Genomic DNA, 20,471 nt, shown 5'->3' with positions numbered 1-20,471 from the left:
TTTACATGGTTAAACCCCCACGTTATGTTTAATAGATGTTTTTCGATATTTTGCCTAGTTACGCTATTTGTAAGTTGTGATAAGCTAGATGAATTAACCAAGTTTGATATGGAATATAGCCAACGAGCGACTATTCCTTCTTCGGTAGGTATAAATTTACCTTTTGATATTTTTACTCCCGAAATGGAGACGAATTCAGAGTCTAAGTTTGCAATAAACGACACTAGAAAAGACCTTATTGAAGAAATAAGTTTAACGGAATTGGAATTAGTTCTTATATCACCAGATACTGCTGATTTTAGCTTCCTAAATTCTATAGAAGTATTTATTTCTGCGGATGGATTAGAGGAAATTCAAATAGCGGCATTAAATGAAGTACCAGAAAATGTAGGAAATAGAATTACACTAAATACGTCAGATGCAGATTTGAGAGAATACATTAAGAAAGATGAATTTAGTTTACGCTTAAATACGGTTACCGATGAACTAATGAGTTCAGATCATGAATTAGAAGTGAATTCAATATTTTTTGTTGACGCTAAGATATTAGGGCTTTAGATTTCGGTGCAATTAAACGCAACGTTTTGGTCTTATTGTACCTTCATAATAGGTTTTAATCTTCGTATTATGAAAAAAATTACTGCTTTTATTCTAGTATTGTTATTGGTACTGTCATGTTCTAATGAAGATTACTTTGGGTTGGAGTCAACCGAATTTGTGTTAACTGAACAATAATGGGAATTGATTCAAATGACAGGGAACTATTAGGATTCAGAGACTACTGGTGATGACATGGCTTGGCAGGAATATTATATGTTCAGTCCTGCTGGTACATTCGTGAAATCTAGAGCGAGAGATGAAATAATCACAGAAGCCAATGGTACTTTTGAGGTTGTAGAATTTGAAAATGATTCAGAACAGTATTTACTCTTATCTTTTGAATCTGGTGAATAATTGGTAGGTAATTGTGGAGATGGGGTGAATGAATTGTTGGTTTACAAGTCGGCTACTAAAATCTCTAGTACCGGCAAGCCTGTCATGGACCGGGGTTAGATTTAAGCTTAGTAAAAACTAAAGAACCATTAAATTACAGCCTCTTATATCAGAATTATCAAATCTTCCGATGATTTCAAAAGTACCATCGTCATTAATTTTCCCTAAATCTTGTGTAGCAATAAACGAGCAAGAATTAATATTGGCTAGATCGATAACATTAACTCCGCCTGTTTTACCCTTTTTTTGAAAGGTAAGGGGGTCTTCGGTGTCGCGAACCAAAATCTTCATCCAAGTAGGGCAATCGAATATTCCGTTTCCTTTAGAATATCCTTGAGATAGTAATTCAGTCATACCATATTCCGAATGTATTTCGTTAACTCCAAAACCAGCAGTTAGCAATTGATGTAATTCTTGTCGTACAATCTCTTTACGGCGACCTTTCATACCGCCGGTCTCCATAACTATGGTATTCCTTAGTGACAGCTGATATTGTTCGGTAAACTCTAATAAGGCAAAGGAAACGCCAATGATTAAAATTTTGGTTTCCGTTTTTTGAAGTTCAAGTAAAAGTTGATATAGCTGCGCATATTCGTTTAAAAAAAATCCGCTTTTAGGGTGATTGGATTTTTTAATCAAATCTTCTACCATATAAATCAGGGAAGAGCCGGTACGTTCTAAATAAGAAGGCAAAAGGGCAACCACACAATAGTCTTTAATATCTCCGTAAAATTGGTTAAAAGCCTTTCTATAACTTTGTTCGTATAGGCTAAGGTCTGTAACGAAATGCTTGCTGGTTGCATTGCCAGTTGTTCCGCTGCTTGTAAAAATAATTTCTTCAGGCTTGGTGGAACTTACAACAATTTTCGATTTAAAAAACTCTATGGGTAAAAATGGTATTTGCTCTAAAGATTTGACTGTAGTGGGGTCAACATTTAAGTATTCGCAAAAAGTACGGTAAACACTGTTATTTACGTATTGAAACTTAAAAATAAGCAGTGCTTGAATTAGAAATTCATTCTCTGTACGTATATCAAAAATAGCATTTTGCTCCATGAATTTTTTCAGGTTGAAGCAAAGGTACTGAACCAATTTATTTTAATGGTTTGGTAACCAAATTTTAAAAAGGGGTATTATTTTACGACCAATTTTCGAGTAATCGATTTATCGTTCTCAGTTACTTGAACAACGTAAACGCCAGGTGACAACCGTGAAATGTTCATTGCTTTGCTCGATAATCTATCGGTTAGTACCAATTCGCCAAATACGTCATAGATTCTAACCTCTTTTAAGTTGTTCTTTTCTGTGGTAACATAGATGACATCTGCAAATGCAGGGTTCGGATACAATTTAAATCCGGCAATTTCATTTTTACGTAGGTTATTGATATCTATAGTGTCTTGGGCATAAATACCAATAGATAGAACCATAAATAGCAAAAAGTAGATTTTCTTCATTTCTAATTGATTTGGGATCAACGAGATAAAGGTACTTATAAGCTAAACTGGAGACCTGAAAATGTTGTGAAAGCTAAGATTTTGTAGGTCAATATGATACGTGCGGCCATTCATCGGAAATATATGTATTTAACCGGATGCTACAAAGTAATTGAGAGGTAAGGTAAATGAGTAATAGGCTACTTAACGATTAGTTTTCGAGTAGACATTTTGTCTTTTTCAAAAACACGTAATACATACACACCAGCATCTAAATCGGATAGATTCAGTTCTTTGCCCAATATGGTCGTTTTTAGTAGTAAAGTACCAAAAACATCGTAGATGAAAATTTCTTTGGGTGCGTTAAGATTTGTAGAAATATAGACTTTACCAGTAGTAACAGGGTTTGGGTACATACTTAAACCATCGATGTCTCCATTGCTTTTGGTACTTTGCCCATAGCTAAAGGAGATGAAAAGAAAAAAGATGATTAGGTAAAGGTGCTTCATACGCTACTACAATACAAATCGTATACCACAAATATAGGTATATTGATTCCTGAAAGTCAAGGTGGTAGGCCTAATCTTTTAAATTTTTCGATGAAATGCAAAAAAGCCCGAAATTTGCGGGCTTTTCCTTAATTCAATATACTATTTATTTAGTTTCCTGTTGCCCATGCAAAAGAAGTAACATCTACTTGTGTACCTGTATTGTATGGTCCGGCTGTTGTAGCAGCTGCACCATCAATTTGAACATTTGCCAAAGCACCGTTATCTTTCATGTCTATAAGTGTAGCATAACCTTCTAAATAAAGATTGGTAATGGTAGCACCAGATTCTTTTTTAAACTGAAGAGCTGTACCGTCTACCGTTGAGATTGCTGTTAGATTAACAAATTTTGGATTGTTGTTCAAACCATCACCTTCCAATGCGGTTGAAAATCCAGTACTAGAATGCAAAAGATAGGCATCGGTAAGAGTACCACTCCATCCTTCTGTCCAATCCACAGCATCATCTTCGTTATTTTCAGCATAGTAATTGGTAACACTTACGGTTCCGCCAAAAAATTCAACACCATCGTCCTTACCGTTAAGAATTGCAACATTTTCGATGGTAGTTCCAGAACCAACGGAGTATAAGGTTAGACCGTTATATTGCGACTCGGCATTGATTTGAGCACCTGCATAATTGATTACCAGGTAGTTGATCGATCCAGAAGAATCAGCATCATCATTGCCACCATAAAGTATACCACCTACTTCAGCTACAGCATCAACTCCTTCTGTAGTAATTGCATTGCCTGCAATTACCAAACCTCCCCAATCTCCAGGGCTTTCTCCGGTAGAAGTCATGATAACTGGATTACTCTCGGTACCTTGAATATCTATTTGAGCTCCTTTTTGAACAACTAAATACGTTTGGGTTGCATCACCTGATTCAACATCTGCAATCAATTTTGTACCTGCTGGTATGGTTAGTTTTGCTCCTGAATTTACACTAAAAGTGCTACTTAAATAGTAGGTTACAGCAGCATCCAATGTAAGATCAGAAGAAATACTACCTGATAAAATACTTGTGGTAACTTCTGTATTTGAATTAACCCAAGCAAAAATTGCGATATCTACAGATGGGGCAGCAATATATGTATTAGCTGGATCGGCATCTATACCATCAATTTTTATATTAGATAATGGACCATTGTCTTTCATGTCAATTGTGGTTTCATAACCTGCTAATGATAAACCGGTAATTGTTGCGCCTGATTCCTTTTTAAATTGTAATGCAGTACCACCAACCGATGAAACAGCAGTAAAATTGGTAAAGGTAGGATTGTTGTTGATGCCATCGCCTTCAGCAGCAGTTGAGAATCCTTCTTCGCTATGTAGCACATATGTATTCGTAATAGTACCGTTCCAACCTTCTGTCCAGTCAACAGCATCATCTTCGTTGTTTTCTAAATACATGTTGGTTACGCTCACGGTTCCACCAAAAAATTCAACTCCATCGTCAGTACCATTTAACATGGCCACATTTTCAATGGTTGTTCCTGAGCCAACTGCATATAATGTAAGACCATTATATTGTGATTCAGCATTTATTTGAGCACCTGCATAGTTGATTATTAAGTATTCAATAGATCCTGAATTGTCAGTATCAACAGATCCACCATACTTAACACCACCAACCTCAGCTGTAGCATCGACACCTTCTGTTGTGGTTGCGTTACCTGCGATAACCAAACCACCCCAGTCACCTGGAGATTCGTTAGAAGAAGTCATTGTTACAGGGGCAGAAGCAGTACCTTGAATATCGATCATTCCACCTTTTTGAACTACAATATATTTATCTGTCCCAGCTTGTGAAACAATTTTAGTGCCGGCGGGTATCGTCAAAGTTGCACCAGATTCAACACTAAAAGTTCCAGTTAAAGAATATTCTTTTGAACTATCTAAAGTTCTGTCCTCTGCTAAACTTCCGTTAAGATCTGTACTTTCTAATGGCGGGCAAGTATTACACGAAGTACCACCACAATCAACACCGGTTTCATCACCGTTTTGCTTACCATCGGTACAAGTTGCATCTGGTATTGGATCACCTCCATCATTATCGTCACCACTACAGCTAGCCATCATAAGAGCACATACTGCGGCGAATATCATCGAAATTTTAATAAATTTTTTCATTTTAGTTTTTTCATTTTAGTTTTTAAAAGCTGTAATTCAATCCTAAACTAAGAGTAGTCCCGCTAGTATAGGAGCGTACTATTTCATCTGTTTCTACATTGGTTGTGCTAGGCTTTACTAATTGAGTTCTTTTAATATCTGGATTCAATAAGTTTCTACCTAAAAAACGCACGGTCCAATGTTCGCCTAACTCTTTTGTTAAGGTGGCATCGAAAACCACAAATCCTTTTTCAATAATTGCATCATTATAGAATGTTTCGCTTTGACTTTGTACCTCTGGGGCCCCAAGAGCGTATATCTTGTCAGAAGCATAATTCGCAGTCAAAGATGCGGAAAAGGGATTGTCTGAAGGTGTTGAAAAGTTTAAGCTTGTGTTAACGATCCAGTCAGAAGCGCCCTGTAAACCCGTTTGTGTTAAGCCTTTGTAACGAAATGTTCTTATAAAGTTTCCGTCGGCATCACGAACCTCTTTTAGGTCTTGTGAATGCCACATTCTAGTAGCATTTAAATTAAGATCAAGGTTTATGCCTTTAGGTGTTTCACCTTCGTCGTTAACTTTTACTAAATCTACTTTAGACTCTAGTTCAAAGCCGTACACCTCACCTTTGTCTCCAGAATTAAAATAAGAGAATACACCGGCAGAACCACGATCCTGTACTTTGTTTATTGGATCTTTGATTTCTTTATAAAAACCGGCTAGGGATATAAGTTGACCATTGGAAGGAAAGTACTCCCATTTTAGGTCGTAATTGATATCTTTAGATGCATCTAAATCTGGATTACCTCTAGTGACTTGTCCTGTTTGTGATACATATTCAAAAGGAGAAACTTCTTTGAACTCAGGCAGTGTAATAGTATTGCTTACGGCTAGGCGTAACGCTTGATTATCATTTAAACTATACTTAACATTTAAACTAGGATAAACATTGTTATAGTTTTTATTCGCCTCGCCAATTCTCCCTGGAACGTTACCAACATCATAGGTTACTCTTAGGTCATCTTTTTGAAAACGAAGACCGGCATTAAAATTCCATTTTTTTAAACCAACATTAAAATCTGCAAATGCAGCTTGTGAGGTTAACTTTCCATTATAGAAATCTGTTTGAAGTTCATTTAACTCTAAAACGCCACTAACGAAATTTGATGCTTGAAAAATAGAACCGATATTGTCAATGTCCACAGGATTTATAGCATTGGTACTCGTTTCTTCAACACCTACAAAAAGTGATTCAAAATCTCTTTTTTTATTTCTATAGTTTACCCCAAGTTCTATTTTAAAGGAGTTTTCATTATCCTCGTCTTTTACAACTTCGATTACATCTTTTAAATATCCATTGAATTCATTGTCAGTAATAAGTTGTTTTGACTTTCTTTGCTGAAATCCTCCTGTACGTCCTAATTGCACTAAAGTTCCATTAGAGTCAAAATTGACTTCATTTCTAATTCTATTAGGTTCATTTGCATTAACTAGGTTGTATCCACCAGCCCATTCTAAAGAATTCTTTTCCCCAAGTTTGTGTGTTCCCAAAAGTTGAGAAACTAATAATCTTGTCTGTTTAATATTTTGGTCACGAACAAATTGTGAAAGTCCTTCTACCGGGTCGGTTTCTTCAAAAATAGTCCCTTCACCATTTCTACCGCCTTCATAAACTTCATCAGTCAATTTATTTACAAAGAAAGTACTAGACTTTAATTTGTTCTTTTCATTGATAAAGTAGGTAAGGTCTAACAACCCACTTGTAGTTACTTTCTTGCTATATACTGTAGCATCTGTGATAGTATCATCAACGAAGTTTGACCGAAATTGTCTAAAAAGACCTTGTCCGTATTCATATGATTCAGATTGAGATGCAGTAATGAATGCAGAAAGTTTTTCTTTAATTCGCTTTCCGGCAGCTATTGAATAGGTATAATTAATAGGAGTACTTTGAACTTTAGGGTTCCATCCTTGAATGGTAATTAGATCTCTTGTAGAAGCATTCTGGTCAAAAAATCCAAAATCTACATTTCGTTGATTAGGAGACACTCTGAAATTATCAAAAACTCCACTCTTAGCTACATTTGTGTTGACCCCTGATCGAATAGAAACACTTAATTCTTCTGAACCTTGTAATTCTCGAGAAGATATATTGATGTTTCCAGATGCTTGATCGGCTGATGACAGAGCAGAATAGGTTTTGCTTACACTTACATTTTGAATTACACGTGTTGGGAAAAGACCCAAATCAATGTTTTTCTTTTCAACGTCATCAGAAGGAACGGGTAAACCATTTAATGTTGTACTTAGGTAACGGTCACCTAAACCTCTTACAAAAACATCGCCCGAAGCTTCACTGCTAGAAACTCCTGAGATTTTTGTTGTTGCTGTAGCTACATCCGACACACCTATTTTTGCTAATTGTTGGGCGCCAATACTTTCTTTAATTTCTATAGCTCGTTTTTGATCTAGCAACAAGGCAGTTTCAGAATCTTTTCGAGCAACAGTTGTAACAGTTACTTCATCTAAAGAAACACCTTCAGATGCGCTCAATGGTACATTAATGGTAGTTACTTTTCCAGCAACCACCTCTACGGCTTGTATTTCTACAGTTTCATATCCTAAATAACTATATGAAACGGTATACGTTCCAGGTTCGATATTTGATATTTCGTATAATCCATCAAAATCTGATGTGGTTCCTTTAGTGGTACCTTTTAATAAAACATTGGCGAATGCCAAAGGTTCATCGTTAACTTCTTTGTCAGTAAGTTTCCCAACAATGCTTCCAGTGTCTTGAGCACTAGCATTAATAGAGATAAAAAGGAATGTAAAAAGTAGTAATTTGTTCATTAGATATATTGATTCTTAAATCCGCCGCAAAGGACGCTAGTTGTTGTAAAGGCCGAGTTAGATCCATGTTAAACATTTATTTTCTTAGTGTTACCTTAACGTTACTACATTAAATCAATGTTAACTGACATTTCTGTAATAGTATTATCTTTACTTTTGAGTGAATCAATCAATTTTAAAACCATGAAAAAGAAGGACATTAGGATACTTTTAGTTGATGATGAACCAGATATCCTAGAGATTGTAGCTTACAATCTTTCTGCTGAAGGTTATGATGTGTATACCGCTAAAAACGGTGCGGACGGAGTAGCAAAAGCAAAAAAGAAATTACCTCATTTGATTATCTTAGATGTGATGATGCCAGAGATGGATGGAATTGAGGCCTGCGAAATTTTAAGAAGAACCCCAGGTATGGAAAATACTATTATCACTTTTTTAACAGCCAGGGGGGAAGATTATTCCCAAGTAGCTGGTTTTGACGCAGGCGCTGATGACTATATTACAAAGCCTATAAAGCCAAAAGTATTGGTAAGTAAGGTGAATGCTCTTTTAAGACGACTTAAAAACGAGGAAAATGCCCAAGAAGATATTGTTCAGGTAGGAGATATTGTAATCAACAGAGAAGAATACAAAATCATAAAAAAAGGTAAAGAAATTATTTTACCAAGAAAAGAATTTGAACTTCTTGCACTTTTGACCTCTAAACCTAGTAAGGTTTTTAAACGAGAAGTGATTCTTGATAAGGTTTGGGGTAATGAAGTTGTTGTTGGTGGTCGTACGATTGACGTACATATTAGAAAGCTTCGAGAAAAAATAGGAGAAGACCATTTTAAAACGGTAAAGGGAGTAGGATATAAGTTTGTTCTATAGATGGCCGCAACTCTACGTTCAAAAAGATCATATCGTTTTGCATTTCGTTCTTCTATATACATAGTTGTTATCGGTATTTCACTGTTGACCATTTTGCAATGGCGTTTTAGCACTTTAAATTTCGGTATATTAGTTTCGGCGGCGATTCTATTTTTTATAACGTCCTTTATTACACTGCAATTAAGAATAGAAAAATTCATTTATAAGAGAATTAAACAAATCTACGACGATGTTGAGCTGCTTGAATCTAGTACTATTCCCTCATATCCGGTTACGACCGATATGAGAACATTGACCGCTGAGATTGAAAAATTTGCCAAAGACAAGAAAATAGAAATAGATACGCTGAAAATTAGGGAAGAATATCGAAAAGACTTCTTGGGCAATGTTTCCCATGAATTAAAAACACCTCTTTTTACTGTTCAAGGCTATATAGAAACCCTTTTAGATGGTGCCATGGAAGATAAAAATGTTCGCAAGAAATACCTGATTCGTGCCAATAAAGCTGTCGACCGTCTAATCTATATCGTTAAAGATTTAGATCTGATCACTAAACTTGAGGTTGGTGATCTTAATTTAGAGAAGAAGTCTTTTAATATCATAGAGTTGATTCAGAGTGTATTCGACCTTTTAGAAATGAAGGCAGCCAAAAAGAACATCACCCTCACTTTTGACATTGTTTACCCTAAACCGATTTTTGTGTATGCCGACAAAGAAAAAATACAACAGGTGCTTACCAATTTGTTGGTGAATTCCATTAAGTATGGTAACGAAAATGGGACAACTGAAGTAAGTGTTGAAAATTTAGTAAAGAATAAGATAATCGTTAGGGTAACTGATAATGGGGAAGGTATACCAGCAGTACATATACCTAGACTTTTTGAACGCTTTTATAGGGTTGACCAAAGTGGTAGTAGACGCGAAGGTGGTTCTGGCTTAGGTTTGGCAATTGTAAAACATATTATTGAAGCCCACGGAGAAAAAATTTATGTAGAAAGTGCGGTTGATGTAGGCTCAGAGTTTTCTTTTACCCTTGAAAAAAGTACAATTCAAATTGAAGAAGTTCAATAATCGCTAAGCCTCTCTTTTTTATTAGCTTTGCCGAAGTTTAGAATTCATAATTGTGGGAAGTAAAAATAAATTAAAACGATTTCAGGAAAATGAAACTTTTCCGAATGTTATACAGCCAAGTCGAGAGGAGGTTGTAGGGGGATTTCCGCTAAAAGGTAAATGGGATACCCATTTTAAAAACAATAACCCAATTGTTCTAGAATTAGGTTGCGGTAAAGGCGAATATACCGTAGGGTTGGCGAAAAGATTTCCAAACAAAAATTTTATTGGTATTGATATTAAAGGTGCACGTTTTTGGAAAGGTGCTAAATTAGCCATTGAAGAGAATTTAACTAATGTAACTTTTATACGTACGCAAATTGAATTGGTAGACTATATTTTTGGTGAGCAAGAGGTGTCTGAAATTTGGATAACTTTTCCAGACCCTCAAATTAAGTATAAGCGTACTAAGCACCGAATGACAAACCAAGAGTTTTTAAAGCGTTACAGACAGGTTTTAAAACCAAATGGAACAGTGAACTTAAAAACTGATAGTGAGTTTATGCATGGGTACACCTTAGGCTTGCTTCATGGTCTTGGTTTAGAGGTTATTTACGCCAATCATGATGTATACAAGAATGAAGGGAGTCCTCAAGAAGTACTTGAAATACAGACTTTCTATGAAAATCAGTATCTTGAAAAGGGAAAACCTATTACCTTTATTAAGTTCAAGGTAAACTGATTCAATGCAACAATTAGCAACTTTATTTGTTTTCACTTTTGGGGCTGCTTTTTTTGCTTCATTGCCACCTGGGTTGCTCAATTTAAATGCAGCCAAAACTGGAGTTGAGAAGGGCAAAGCAAATGGAGTTATTTTTGGTTTAGGCGTTGCGTTTGCTGTTATGATGCAAACTTATCTTGCTGTTCGTATCGCTAAATACATTTCTAGAAATCAACATTTTATAGAGGTTTTATTACAAGTAGCCTTAGTCCTGTTTTTTATATTGGCAATTTACTTTTTTATTAAGGCAAAAAAGCAACATAGAGAACCGTTTGTAGTCATAGAAGCAAAGAAACGTAAAAGCTTTTCTAAAGGAGTCTTTTTGGCGCTTATCAATTTGTTGGCCATACCTTTTTATAGCGGCTTAAATACCGTATTTCATACTCAGGAGTTAATGAGCTATAAAATAACTGACGAAATTATATTTATAATTGCGGCGGGTAGCGGAACTTTTTTGGCCATGTACCTATATGTGTTCTATTTTAATAGGATGGAACATAAAACAAATGCATTTTCAAAAAACAGTAATTATATTTTAAGTGCTTTAATGGTGCTTCTTTTCATTATTACATGCTTTAGATTATTTAATTAAAGTTTGGATGCCTATGAAACCTGAAAATGAAAATTTCTTTGAAAGGGTCTATCAGGTGGCCAGATTAATTCCCGAAGGTCGTGTAACCTCATATGGTGCAATAGCAAAGTATTTAGGTGCTGCCCGAAGTGCAAGAATGGTAGGTTGGGCCATGAATGCCTCCCATAATATGGAAGATATACCTGCACATAGAGTAGTCAATAAAGCCGGACTCCTTACCGGAAAGCATCATTTTGATGGTACCAATTTAATGCAACAACTTTTAGAAAGTGAGGGTGTTATAGTAAGAGACCTTCAAATAGTAAATCTCGAAAAATATTTTTGGGATCCCTTTAAAGAACTACAAGCTGATATTTAAAATTACTCAAAGGTTAGGGTAAATGTGGTTGTGTCATTAGAAACTACCCGTATAGAACCACCGTGTAAACGCATAATCTGTTTGCTTAGACTTAATCCTATTCCTGTTCCTGTGTTTTTGGTGGTGAAAAAGGGTACAAAAATCTCATCTAAAAGTTCAGTTGAAATTCCTGGACCATTATCGGTAACCGTAATATATTTTTTTTCTTGTTGGTCAATGCCTGCTTTTATGATTATGCTACCCTCGTCTTGTTCTTCAATAGCTTGCTGGGCATTTTTACCTAAGTTCAGTAATATTTGTGTAAGCTGTTTTTCATCGATATAAAGTTCTAAATCCTCAGGTTCACAAGTAACTTCTAGGGTAATGTTATGAGCATTGGTATACTCTTGTAAAAGCAATCTTACCTTTTCTAGAAACTTTTTGGCTTGAATCAATTCTCTGTCAGGTTCGGGAACGCTTAGAAAAGTTCGGTAAGACTGTACAAAACTCATCAAATCATTGCCTTGCTCTTTGATAACCTCGAGACCTTTTGCGGTATTCTTAATCTGTATTTCCCCAAACTCTTCAGCCGTAGCCAATTCATTTCCTTTTTTAAAATATTTTAGAATAGACTCGGATATTGAGGTAATAGGAGTAATGGTGTTCATGATTTCATGTGTAAGAACACGTATCAATTTCACCCAAGAATCGGTTTCTTTATCATCAAGTTCTTTTTGAATATCATGTACGATTACGAGTAATAGTTTTTTTTCCTCTATGGTAATAGGGGTGCACTTTAGCGTCAGTTCTTTTTTCCCTCGTTCGTTCCCTAAAGAATATAATGTGCTTTTAAAAGGCTCTAAAGATTCAAAAAGGCTGTATAGAATGGGGTCTATTTGCTTTAATTGTTTTACATGGTTAAGAGGCCTGTAGTTTAATAGGTTTTGTACAGTTGGGTTAGCATATAAAATATGTCCTTTCTCATTAATGGTAAAGATGCCAATATCTGCCTGCCGAAGAATCTCTTGGTAATACTGTTCTTGAGCTTGTTTTTTTAAATGAATATCTTGAATCATGGTGTTCAACATATTCAGACTATGGTTAAGCTCTTCCAAAGATTTAACACTTAGTTTTTCTGGAAAACGTAAGGTAAAATCCTCATTTTTTATGGCATCAAAGAAATAGGCAATTTTTCTATTGGTTTGATTAACAAAAAACACCAAGCTATACGATAATCCAATAAATACGACGCTGAATATGCCACAAAGAATATAATGCTCCTTAAATAATAGAAAAGCTACTAAAAGAGCGCAAACTGCAATTAGTATAATTCGGAAAATAAGTTGGTAGTAAATACTTTTGCTGACCATTATTTGCCTGGTTTTTTAAGTTTGTTATAAAGCGTCTGTCTTGAAATACCAAGTTGTTCAGCGGCTGCACTGTAATTACCCTCATTTTCGTTCAAAGCCTTTGTAATCATAAGAAGTTCCATTTCCTCTAAAGTTTTGGGTTCGTCTTCTACAGAAAAAGAGGTTTTGGTTTCCAATAGAAAATCTGTCGGTTTTAAAACATTTCCTTCAGATAGAATAACAGCACGCTCCATTGTATGTAAAAGTTCCCTAATATTGCCAGGCCAAGCATATTCCATTAATTTTTCTTGGGCAGATTGGTTAATTTTTAAACTCGGCTTTCCATATTTCTGGGCAAATTTTTTCAGGAAGAAATCAGACAAAATCAAAACATCTCCGTCACGGTCTCTAAGAGCCGGCACTTCAATTTGAATAGTATTTATTCTATATAAAAGATCTTCCCTAAATAAACCATCTGCTACCATTTGGTCTAAATTACAATTGGTAGCACAGATTAACCGAATATCTACAGGTATGGTTTTATTGGATCCCACACGAACTACTACCCTATTTTGAATGACCGATAATAATTTGGCCTGCATTTGTAAAGAAAGGTTTCCTATTTCATCTAAAAATAAAGTTCCACCATTTGCAGCTTCAAACTTACCTGCGCGATCTTCTTTTGCGTCGGTAAAGGAACCTTTTACATGTCCGAAAAGTTCACTTTCAAATAAATTTTCAGAAATAGAACCCATATCCACAGAAATAAAAACCTCATTATTTCTAACCGATGATTTATGCAATTCTCTGGCAATCAATTCTTTTCCTGTTCCGTTTTCTCCCGTCACCAAAATATTGACATCTGTTTTGGCAACTTTTTGTACAAGACTAAGAACACTGTTCAAGGCTTTAGAATTGCCGATGATATAATTCTTATTCTGATTAATAACCTGTTTCAGGTTGCTCTCTTTCTGTTTTAAATGACGTACTTCTTTTTGTGACTTTCGAAGTTCGTAAGCAGATTTAACCGTTGTTAATAGGCGTTCATTATTCCAAGGCTTTAATATAAAATCTGTCGCACCTTCTTTTAACGCTTCTACTGCAAGTTCAATAGCACCATATGCGGTCATCATTATTACAGAAATATGCGGTGCTTTCTTTTTTATTTCTCGCAACCAATAAAGACCCTCGTTACCAGTGTTCACTCCTGCTGAAAAATTCATATCCAATAATATGATATCAATTTCTTTGAGATTTGGAAATGACGTAAGAAGATTGGGATTTGAAATGGTTTGAACACTTTTATATTCGAACTGTAATAAGATTTCCAAAGCGCTCAGAACACTTTTGGTATCATCTACTACTAATATTTTTGCTTCGATCATTTGAGAAATCAATTAACGTATTTAAAACTACACATAGAAGATTGTATTTTCAACACAGTGTCAAAATATTTTACAATATCTGTACAACATTTTTACAGTATCCTTAATTTTGAATTTCTTTTAAAAGTATAAATTACTGATAAACAGATAGTTGTAATCTTGGCATATATGTAGTAATGAGTATGGCATACCAATATAGAAATGAATCAAAAAATTAAAATAACAACTATTTTACTCTTAACCATTTGTGGTTCCATCTTTGCTCAAGAAACGTGGACATTAGAAGAGTGTGTGACATTTGCCTTAGAGTATAATTTACAGCTTAATGATGTTGAATATACCAACCAATCTAATAAGGAGACCTATAGACAGTCTATCCGAAATTTATTACCATCTGTAAATGCAAGTGGCAATTATAATATCAGTTTTGGTAGAGCTGAAGATCCAAATACAGGAACATTCGTTAATCAAGATTTTTATTCAAATAACTATTCGATAGAATCGTCGATCGATTTGTTTCAAGGATTTCAGAAAATCAATTCCATTAAAGCATCAAAGTTTTTATATAAGGCGACTCAAGAAGAAGTTTTGCAACAAAAGTATTTGTTGGCATTTAGGGTTATGCAGGCTTTTTATGATATTCAATTTTTTAAGGGGCTGGTAGCCATTTCAAAAGAACAGTTATCTGTTTCGCAATCGAATTATAATTTAGTTGAAAAGCAGATAGAATTAGGGCTGAAAGCTGGTGCCGATTTGTATGAAGCGGAATCTTTATTATTGACAGATAAGTTGAACGTTACCCAGAGCAATAATCAATTGGCCAGTGCCAAACTTACACTGATTCAAGAAATGAATTTAGAGAATACTTCAGATATTTCAATTCAAGAAGATTTGGGTACCATAGCAGAGGTGCATAAGAATAACGAGCTAAAATCAGATTCAATTTACGATGAGGCACGAGAATTTTTACCTTTAATAAAGGCGCAAGAATTAAGAGCGAAGGCAGCGAAAAAGCAAGTGGCAATTTCAAGGGGAAGACTTTATCCGTCACTATCACTATTTGCGGGTGTGGGTACTGGCTATTTCGAGACTACACGAGATACATTGGGCAATACATTACCTTTTAGAGAGCAGTTTAGAGATAACACCTCACAATATGTAGGTATTAATTTAAATGTTCCTATAAGTAACGGGTGGTCTGCAAGATCTAGGGTGAAACAATCAAAAATTGAACGGCTTAGGGCAGAAAATAATTTAAAGACACAAGAACAAGTGCTTTTTCAGGCTATACAGCAATTGGTGCAAGACTATAATTCACTTTTAGTAGAATTGGTACAAAGTAATCAAAAAATGGTGGCGCAAAACTTAGCATTCACGATTGCTCAAAAACGCTATGAAAAAGGTATGATCAATGCGCTTGAATTGTTTACTGCAAAAAATTTATTCGCCAGTGCGCAAAATGAAAATTTACAGGTTAAGCTTCGTTCAGAAATCAATAAAAGTACTTTAGATTTTTACAGAGGATTACCGGTATTTAATATAAACTAGAAAGAGTAACACGAAAGATGGATATAAAATTAGAAAAGAAAAAAGGATTAAGGCCCAAGCATTATGGGTACATCGCAATAGGTTTATTAATCTTATTTGTCGGATATAAACTTTTGTTCGGGAGTTCTGTTTCAACCTTTAGGACCGAAAAGGACAAACTGTCCATTGCCGATATAACAGCTGGTAAGTTTGATGATTACATTACCATTAATGGGAATGTTGCTCCTATTGCCACTATTTATATGGATGCCTATGAAGGTGGTCGCGTTAGTGAAAAATTAATAGAAGAAGGTGCTATTGTCAAAAAAGGAGACATCATTCTTAAGTTAGAAAACATGAACTTGTATGAACAAATTTTGGCAAGCGAAAGTAATTTGGCATTGAAGCAAAACGATTTGCGGTCGACCAAGATGAATTTCGATTCAAGACAGGTAGAAGGTAGAAAATCATTGGCAACGGCAAGTACCGATTTGCAGCGTCTGAAGCGAAATTATGAGCAAAATAAGGCCTTGTATGATGATGAGCTAATATCTAAAGAAGTCTATCAACTTTCGAAGGAAAATTATGAGCTATCTCAAAAGCAGTATGAAATTATAAAAGTACAGACCGTACAAGATGATGAACTGCGTGAAACGTCATTGAAAGGATTGGATACCGATTTGGACCGAATGCAGAAAACTTTAGGCATGGTATACCAACGATTGGATCATTTAAATGTGCGCGCCCCGGCCGATGGTCAATTAGGATTTTTAGATGCTGAAATTGGTCAGAATATAGCGCAAGGGCAGCGAATTGGTCAGATAAATGTATTGACCGATTATAAGATTGAAGCTGAAATTGATGAGCATTATATTGATCGTGTAAAAAGAGATTTAACGGCAGTTTTAGAACGTAACGGCACAGAGTTTCCTTTGCGGCTGAGAAAAGTATATCCAGAAGTAAGAAATGGAAGGTTTAAGGTAGACTTGGTTTTTACAGATAACAAACCAGAAACGATACGATCAGGTCAGAGTTATAATATAAAATTGCAATTGGGAGAATCTAATGATGCACTTTTATTACCTAAAGGAAGCTTTTTTCAAAGCACAGGAGGACAATGGATTTTTGTAGTAGGACCAAATGGTGACGAGGCCATTAAAAGAAATATCCGTATAGGAAAACAAAACTCTAGATTCTATGAAGTATTGGAAGGCTTGCAAGCGGGTGAAAAAGTAATTACAAGTAACTATGACAATTTTGGAGAGGCCGAAAGAATAGTATTAAAATAGAAACAAACTGTCACAAGGGGCGGTGTAGTGCTGTCTTTTATATAACAATTAAAATCAATCGAAAATGATAACCATTACGAATCTTAAAAAGAGTTTTAGAACAGAAGAAGTAGAAACCTTAGCATTGAACAACGTTAACCTAAAAGTTGAGGATGGTGAGTTTGTCGCGATAATGGGACCTTCGGGTTGCGGTAAATCTACCCTTCTAAACATTATAGGTATGTTAGATAACCCTACCGATGGTAGTTACAATTTCGCTGGTAACGAAGTTGGGGGCTTAAAAGAAAGTCAACGTACACAGTTAAGAAAAGGAAATCTAGGTTTCGTGTTTCAGAGCTTTAATTTAATAGATGAACTTACGGTATTTGAAAATGTAGAGCTGCCATTGATTTATTTGAAAATGGGCAAAGCGGAGCGTAAAGAAAAAGTAATGAAGGTTTTGGAGCGTATGAAAATTGCACATAGAGAAAAGCATTTTCCTCAGCAATTATCGGGTGGTCAGCAACAACGTGTAGCTATTTCACGAGCGGTAGTAACGAATCCGAAATTGATTCTGGCAGATGAGCCTACAGGTAACCTAGATTCTAAAAACGGCATAGAGGTAATGAACCTGTTAACAGAATTAAACCAAGAGGGAACCACCATAGTAATGGTTACGCACTCAGATAGAGATTCACATTATGCCCATAGAGTGGTAAATCTATTTGATGGTCAAGTAGTTACCGAGAGCCAAAATAGGGCAATAGGAGCCATGATGTAGCCGAGTTTATTCATCAATCAACAAGTAATCAGCCAACAGACCAAACCAACCAAACTTATCCCTTAATCACGGATAATAAAATTGTCATCAATCAAAAACGAGAATCATGTTTAAAAACTATATCAAAATCGCTTGGAGAAGTCTTAAAAAGCAACCTTTTTTTACATTTCTCAATACATTCGGACTAGCTATTGGTATGGCTGGGGCATTACTTATATCATTATACATCTATGATGAAATGGGTTATGACAAAATGTTTGACGATGCCGATCGCATTCATAGAATTCATGCAGATATAAAATTTGGTGGCGATGCACGTGAGTTTGCTGTAACACCAGCTCCCATGGCCGCTGCATTAAAAAATGATTTTACTGAAATCGAGTTGGTCACTAGGTTTAGAACTCGGGGCAGTGCATTGGTTCGTAAGGCGAATGATCAAGCTAATGTAAAAGAAGAGCAGACCACTTTTGTTGACCCTAGCTTTTTTGAAATGTTCGGGATAGAATTATTAGCAGGCGATGTAAAAACGGCTTTAAAAAATCCAAATACTTTAGTGCTAACTAAAACGGCAGCTGAAAAACATTTTGAGATTGGCAATGCGGTAGGACAAAATTTGGTACTTAATAATGAAGAGACTTATACCATAGTTGGGGTCATTGATGATTTTCCACAGAATTCTTTCTTAAGAGATTATTCTGTTTTTGAATCTATGGAAGGGAATGGTGATGCCAAAGAGATTAATTGGGGCAGTAATAACTATCAGACATTTATTAAACTAATACCCTCGGTCAAAGCTGCCGATATACAAGTACAATTACGTGGGTTTTTAGGTAAATACGTCATTCCTGGGGTACAACAATTTATGCCGGGTATAACTGAAGAACAGTTAAAGGAATCTGGCAGCTACTTGGTTTATAGCACGATGCCAATGACCGATATTCATTTGAAATCACATAGGGTGGCCGAGATTAGTGCTAACAATGATATTCAAAGTATTTATATTCTATCATTTATAGCAGTATTTCTTATTGTTTTAGCTAGTGTTAATTTTATGAATCTCTCTACGGCGCACTCTCTAAAAAGAGCAAAGGAAGTTGGTGTACGAAAAACATTGGGGTCAAATAAAATAGATTTGGTACGGCAGTTTTTGGTAGAGTCTGGGTTAATATCTTTTCTTTCCTTGGTACTCGCCCTGGTTTTTGCTGTTATTGCATTACCTTTTTTTAATGAGCTTGCGAATAAAGATGTGTACATACCCTTTAGTAGCCCGGTTTTTTGGGTCATCCTTTTAGGTTCGGTAGTTATTTTAGGTCTATTTGCAGGAGGTTATCCCGCATTTTTTATGTCGAGGTTTATGCCTGTTAAGGTATTGAAAGGGGGCAGTGGAAATAGTGCTGGGGGTGGAACGATAAGAAATTCCCTAGTTGTATTTCAGTTCGCCATTTCAGTCTTTTTAATCGTGAGTACTTTGGTAGTTTACCAACAGTTAAAGTATATACAAGGTAAGGACCTAGGATTCTCTAAAGATCAGGTCTTGATTATTAATGATGTATATACTGCAGGCGATAAGGTCAACTCTTTTAAAGAACAGGTGAAACAATTGAGCTTTGTAAAAGATGCGACATTAAGTAGTTTTTTTCCGACGCCTTCTAGCCGAAGTGATTCTACTTTTAGTCCTGAAGAAGGAGGTACCAATCAAGAGAATGCGGTAAGCATGCAGACATGGGCGGTTGACTATGACTATGTTTCGACCATGGATTTTGAATTGGTAGCTGGCCGTGGTTTTGATAAAAATTTCGGAAATGATTCTACGACTATTATAATCAATGAAGCCGCGGTAAGAATAATGAAATTAAGCCCGAAAGAAGCTCTCGGCAAACGATATACCCCCAATTTTGACTCAAATAATCCAGAGTATTTTACCATAATCGGTGTTGTTAAAGATTTTCATATTGCTTCGTTAAAAGAAGAAATCGATGCAGTAAGTCTTAGGTTAGGAGACAGAGCCTACGCTTTGGCCGTAAAAATACAGGCAGGTGATTTCTCTAACGCCATTGCACGAATAGAAGGTGTTTGGAATACCATTGTGCCTGGTGAGCCCTTTGATTACTATTTTATGGAGGATGCCTTTAATAATACCTATCAAAGTGAGCGAAGATTAGGTAATATTTTCATCATCTTCACCGTCCTTTCCCTGTTAATTGCCTGTTTGGGTCTCTTTGGTTTGGCTGCATTTAATGCAGAAAAGCGAATTAAAGAAATTGGGGTACGTAAGGTTTTGGGTGCGAGTGTTAGTCAAATATCCATGAGGCTTACAATAGATTTCTTAAAGCTGGTAGGTATTGCTATTTTAATTTCTTTACCACTGGGCTGGTTTGTGATGAACAAGTGGTTAGAAGATTTTACATATCGAATAAACATTCCTTGGTGGGTTTTTCTTCTGGCTGCATTCTTGGCGATTTTAATTTCTGTGCTAACGGTAAGTTATCAAAGTATAAAAGCGGCAATTGTAAATCCGGTCAAAAGTTTACGTTCAGAATAATTCATCAATTTATGTCTAATGTAGCAGAATCATCAATCATCAAAAAA

The 20,471-nt window shown here is 35.6% G+C and carries 18 protein-coding genes; 11 read left to right on the top strand and 7 right to left on the bottom strand.

Translation table 11 applies throughout. The features are described from left to right. Nucleotides 1-108 precede the first annotated feature (108 nt). Both AACZ41_RS00440 and AACZ41_RS00435 read left to right on the top strand, forming a co-directional pair. Complete coding sequence (locus AACZ41_RS00440) at nucleotides 109-558, top strand: hypothetical protein (RefSeq protein WP_339625361.1); 450 nt, start codon at nucleotides 109-111, stop codon at nucleotides 556-558. Between the two features lie 234 nt (nucleotides 559-792). Beyond that, the gene (locus AACZ41_RS00435) at nucleotides 793-954 is read left to right on the top strand and encodes a hypothetical protein (RefSeq protein WP_339625359.1); all 162 of its coding nucleotides are present in this window, start codon (nucleotides 793-795) and stop codon (nucleotides 952-954) included. Nucleotides 955-1,071: 117 nt separating this feature from the next. Here the strand turns inward: AACZ41_RS00435 and AACZ41_RS00430 are convergent, their stop codons facing one another. From AACZ41_RS00430 to AACZ41_RS00410, 5 genes are all read right to left on the bottom strand, one after another. Next, nucleotides 1,072-2,049 carry an acyl transferase gene (locus AACZ41_RS00430; RefSeq protein ID WP_339625357.1) on the bottom strand — a complete coding sequence of 326 codons (978 nt, stop codon included), beginning with the start codon at nucleotides 2,047-2,049 and terminating at the stop codon, nucleotides 1,072-1,074. Nucleotides 2,050-2,126: 77 nt separating this feature from the next. Continuing rightward, on the bottom strand, nucleotides 2,127-2,450 hold the full coding sequence (locus AACZ41_RS00425; protein ID WP_339625355.1) for a T9SS type A sorting domain-containing protein: 324 nt from the start codon (nucleotides 2,448-2,450) through the stop codon (nucleotides 2,127-2,129). 179 nt (nucleotides 2,451-2,629) lie between these two features. After that, nucleotides 2,630-2,938 (bottom strand): T9SS type A sorting domain-containing protein, encoded by a 309-nt coding sequence (locus AACZ41_RS00420; protein WP_339625354.1) that lies wholly within the window; start codon nucleotides 2,936-2,938, stop codon nucleotides 2,630-2,632. A gap of 149 nt (nucleotides 2,939-3,087) precedes the next feature. After that, on the bottom strand, nucleotides 3,088-5,112 hold the full coding sequence (locus AACZ41_RS00415) for a hypothetical protein (protein ID WP_339625352.1): 2,025 nt from the start codon (nucleotides 5,110-5,112) through the stop codon (nucleotides 3,088-3,090). A 22-nt stretch (nucleotides 5,113-5,134) separates the two neighbouring features. After that, nucleotides 5,135-7,942, bottom strand: coding sequence for a TonB-dependent receptor (locus AACZ41_RS00410; RefSeq protein WP_339625350.1), 2,808 nt, complete (start codon nucleotides 7,940-7,942; stop codon nucleotides 5,135-5,137). 183 nt (nucleotides 7,943-8,125) lie between these two features. On the opposite strand from AACZ41_RS00410, the gene AACZ41_RS00405 reads away from it, so the two are divergent. Genes AACZ41_RS00405 through AACZ41_RS00385 form a run of 5 tightly spaced genes read left to right on the top strand, consistent with a single transcriptional unit; the run spans nucleotide 8,126 to nucleotide 11,593 of the window. After that, complete coding sequence (locus AACZ41_RS00405) at nucleotides 8,126-8,812, top strand: response regulator transcription factor (RefSeq protein ID WP_339625348.1); 687 nt, start codon at nucleotides 8,126-8,128, stop codon at nucleotides 8,810-8,812. Further along, nucleotides 8,813-9,883: an ATP-binding protein gene (locus AACZ41_RS00400; protein WP_339625346.1), complete on the top strand. Its 1,071-nt coding sequence runs from the start codon at nucleotides 8,813-8,815 to the stop codon at nucleotides 9,881-9,883. A gap of 52 nt (nucleotides 9,884-9,935) precedes the next feature. Further along, the gene (gene trmB / locus AACZ41_RS00395) at nucleotides 9,936-10,604 is read left to right on the top strand and encodes a tRNA (guanosine(46)-N7)-methyltransferase TrmB (protein ID WP_339625344.1); all 669 of its coding nucleotides are present in this window, start codon (nucleotides 9,936-9,938) and stop codon (nucleotides 10,602-10,604) included. Between the two features lie 4 nt (nucleotides 10,605-10,608). Next, complete coding sequence (locus AACZ41_RS00390; RefSeq protein ID WP_339625342.1) at nucleotides 10,609-11,235, top strand: LysE family transporter; 627 nt, start codon at nucleotides 10,609-10,611, stop codon at nucleotides 11,233-11,235. 13 nt (nucleotides 11,236-11,248) lie between these two features. Further along, nucleotides 11,249-11,593, top strand: a complete 345-nt coding sequence (locus AACZ41_RS00385) for an MGMT family protein (protein WP_339625340.1) — start codon at nucleotides 11,249-11,251, stop codon at nucleotides 11,591-11,593. A 2-nt stretch (nucleotides 11,594-11,595) separates the two neighbouring features. Here AACZ41_RS00385 and AACZ41_RS00380 read toward each other — a convergent pair whose 3' ends face one another. Both AACZ41_RS00380 and AACZ41_RS00375 read right to left on the bottom strand, forming a co-directional pair. Further along, nucleotides 11,596-12,942 (bottom strand): ATP-binding protein, encoded by a 1,347-nt coding sequence (locus tag AACZ41_RS00380; protein ID WP_339625338.1) that lies wholly within the window; start codon nucleotides 12,940-12,942, stop codon nucleotides 11,596-11,598. Next, nucleotides 12,942-14,306 (bottom strand): sigma-54 dependent transcriptional regulator, encoded by a 1,365-nt coding sequence (locus tag AACZ41_RS00375; protein WP_339625336.1) that lies wholly within the window; start codon nucleotides 14,304-14,306, stop codon nucleotides 12,942-12,944. Before AACZ41_RS00375 ends, AACZ41_RS00380 begins: the two co-directional genes overlap by 1 nt. A 201-nt stretch (nucleotides 14,307-14,507) precedes the next feature. Here AACZ41_RS00375 and AACZ41_RS00370 point away from each other — a divergent pair, with 201 nt between their 5' ends. From AACZ41_RS00370 to AACZ41_RS00355, 4 genes are all read left to right on the top strand, one after another. Beyond that, nucleotides 14,508-15,854 (top strand): TolC family protein, encoded by a 1,347-nt coding sequence (locus AACZ41_RS00370; protein ID WP_339625334.1) that lies wholly within the window; start codon nucleotides 14,508-14,510, stop codon nucleotides 15,852-15,854. A 17-nt stretch (nucleotides 15,855-15,871) separates the two neighbouring features. Continuing rightward, nucleotides 15,872-17,122: an efflux RND transporter periplasmic adaptor subunit gene (locus AACZ41_RS00365; RefSeq protein WP_339625332.1), complete on the top strand. Its 1,251-nt coding sequence runs from the start codon at nucleotides 15,872-15,874 to the stop codon at nucleotides 17,120-17,122. A gap of 64 nt (nucleotides 17,123-17,186) precedes the next feature. Beyond that, nucleotides 17,187-17,882, top strand: coding sequence for an ABC transporter ATP-binding protein (locus AACZ41_RS00360; RefSeq protein WP_091620775.1), 696 nt, complete (start codon nucleotides 17,187-17,189; stop codon nucleotides 17,880-17,882). Nucleotides 17,883-17,988: 106 nt separating this feature from the next. Then, entirely contained in the window at nucleotides 17,989-20,424 is a 2,436-nt protein-coding gene (locus tag AACZ41_RS00355; protein WP_339625328.1) for an ABC transporter permease, read from the top strand. Nucleotides 20,425-20,471: the final 47 nt, after the last annotated feature.

Origin of the sequence: uncultured Maribacter sp. (assembly GCF_963974015.1) — a bacterium.
Classification (GTDB): domain Bacteria; phylum Bacteroidota; class Bacteroidia; order Flavobacteriales; family Flavobacteriaceae; genus Maribacter.
Note: the sequence above shows the minus strand (reverse complement) of the source record. Positions and strands in the feature narration are given on the sequence as shown.

Bases quoted from the DNA above. Each gene is read 5' to 3' on its own strand.
- AACZ41_RS00440 (WP_339625361.1), top strand. From the start codon at position 109: ATGGAATATAGCCAACGAGCGACTATTCCTTCTTCGGTAGGTATAAAT.
- AACZ41_RS00435 (WP_339625359.1), top strand. From the start codon at position 793: ATGGCTTGGCAGGAATATTATATGTTCAGTCCTGCTGGTACATTCGTG.
- AACZ41_RS00430 (WP_339625357.1), bottom strand. From the start codon at position 2,049: ATGGAGCAAAATGCTATTTTTGATATACGTACAGAGAATGAATTTCTA.
- AACZ41_RS00425 (WP_339625355.1), bottom strand. From the start codon at position 2,450: ATGAAGAAAATCTACTTTTTGCTATTTATGGTTCTATCTATTGGTATT.
- AACZ41_RS00420 (WP_339625354.1), bottom strand. From the start codon at position 2,938: ATGAAGCACCTTTACCTAATCATCTTTTTTCTTTTCATCTCCTTTAGC.
- AACZ41_RS00415 (WP_339625352.1), bottom strand. From the start codon at position 5,112: ATGAAAAAATTTATTAAAATTTCGATGATATTCGCCGCAGTATGTGCT.
- AACZ41_RS00410 (WP_339625350.1), bottom strand. From the start codon at position 7,942: ATGAACAAATTACTACTTTTTACATTCCTTTTTATCTCTATTAATGCT.
- AACZ41_RS00405 (WP_339625348.1), top strand. From the start codon at position 8,126: ATGAAAAAGAAGGACATTAGGATACTTTTAGTTGATGATGAACCAGAT.
- AACZ41_RS00400 (WP_339625346.1), top strand. From the start codon at position 8,813: ATGGCCGCAACTCTACGTTCAAAAAGATCATATCGTTTTGCATTTCGT.
- AACZ41_RS00390 (WP_339625342.1), top strand. From the start codon at position 10,609: ATGCAACAATTAGCAACTTTATTTGTTTTCACTTTTGGGGCTGCTTTT.
- AACZ41_RS00385 (WP_339625340.1), top strand. From the start codon at position 11,249: ATGAAACCTGAAAATGAAAATTTCTTTGAAAGGGTCTATCAGGTGGCC.
- AACZ41_RS00380 (WP_339625338.1), bottom strand. From the start codon at position 12,942: ATGGTCAGCAAAAGTATTTACTACCAACTTATTTTCCGAATTATACTA.
- AACZ41_RS00375 (WP_339625336.1), bottom strand. From the start codon at position 14,306: ATGATCGAAGCAAAAATATTAGTAGTAGATGATACCAAAAGTGTTCTG.
- AACZ41_RS00370 (WP_339625334.1), top strand. From the start codon at position 14,508: ATGAATCAAAAAATTAAAATAACAACTATTTTACTCTTAACCATTTGT.
- AACZ41_RS00365 (WP_339625332.1), top strand. From the start codon at position 15,872: ATGGATATAAAATTAGAAAAGAAAAAAGGATTAAGGCCCAAGCATTAT.
- AACZ41_RS00360 (WP_091620775.1), top strand. From the start codon at position 17,187: ATGATAACCATTACGAATCTTAAAAAGAGTTTTAGAACAGAAGAAGTA.
- AACZ41_RS00355 (WP_339625328.1), top strand. From the start codon at position 17,989: ATGTTTAAAAACTATATCAAAATCGCTTGGAGAAGTCTTAAAAAGCAA.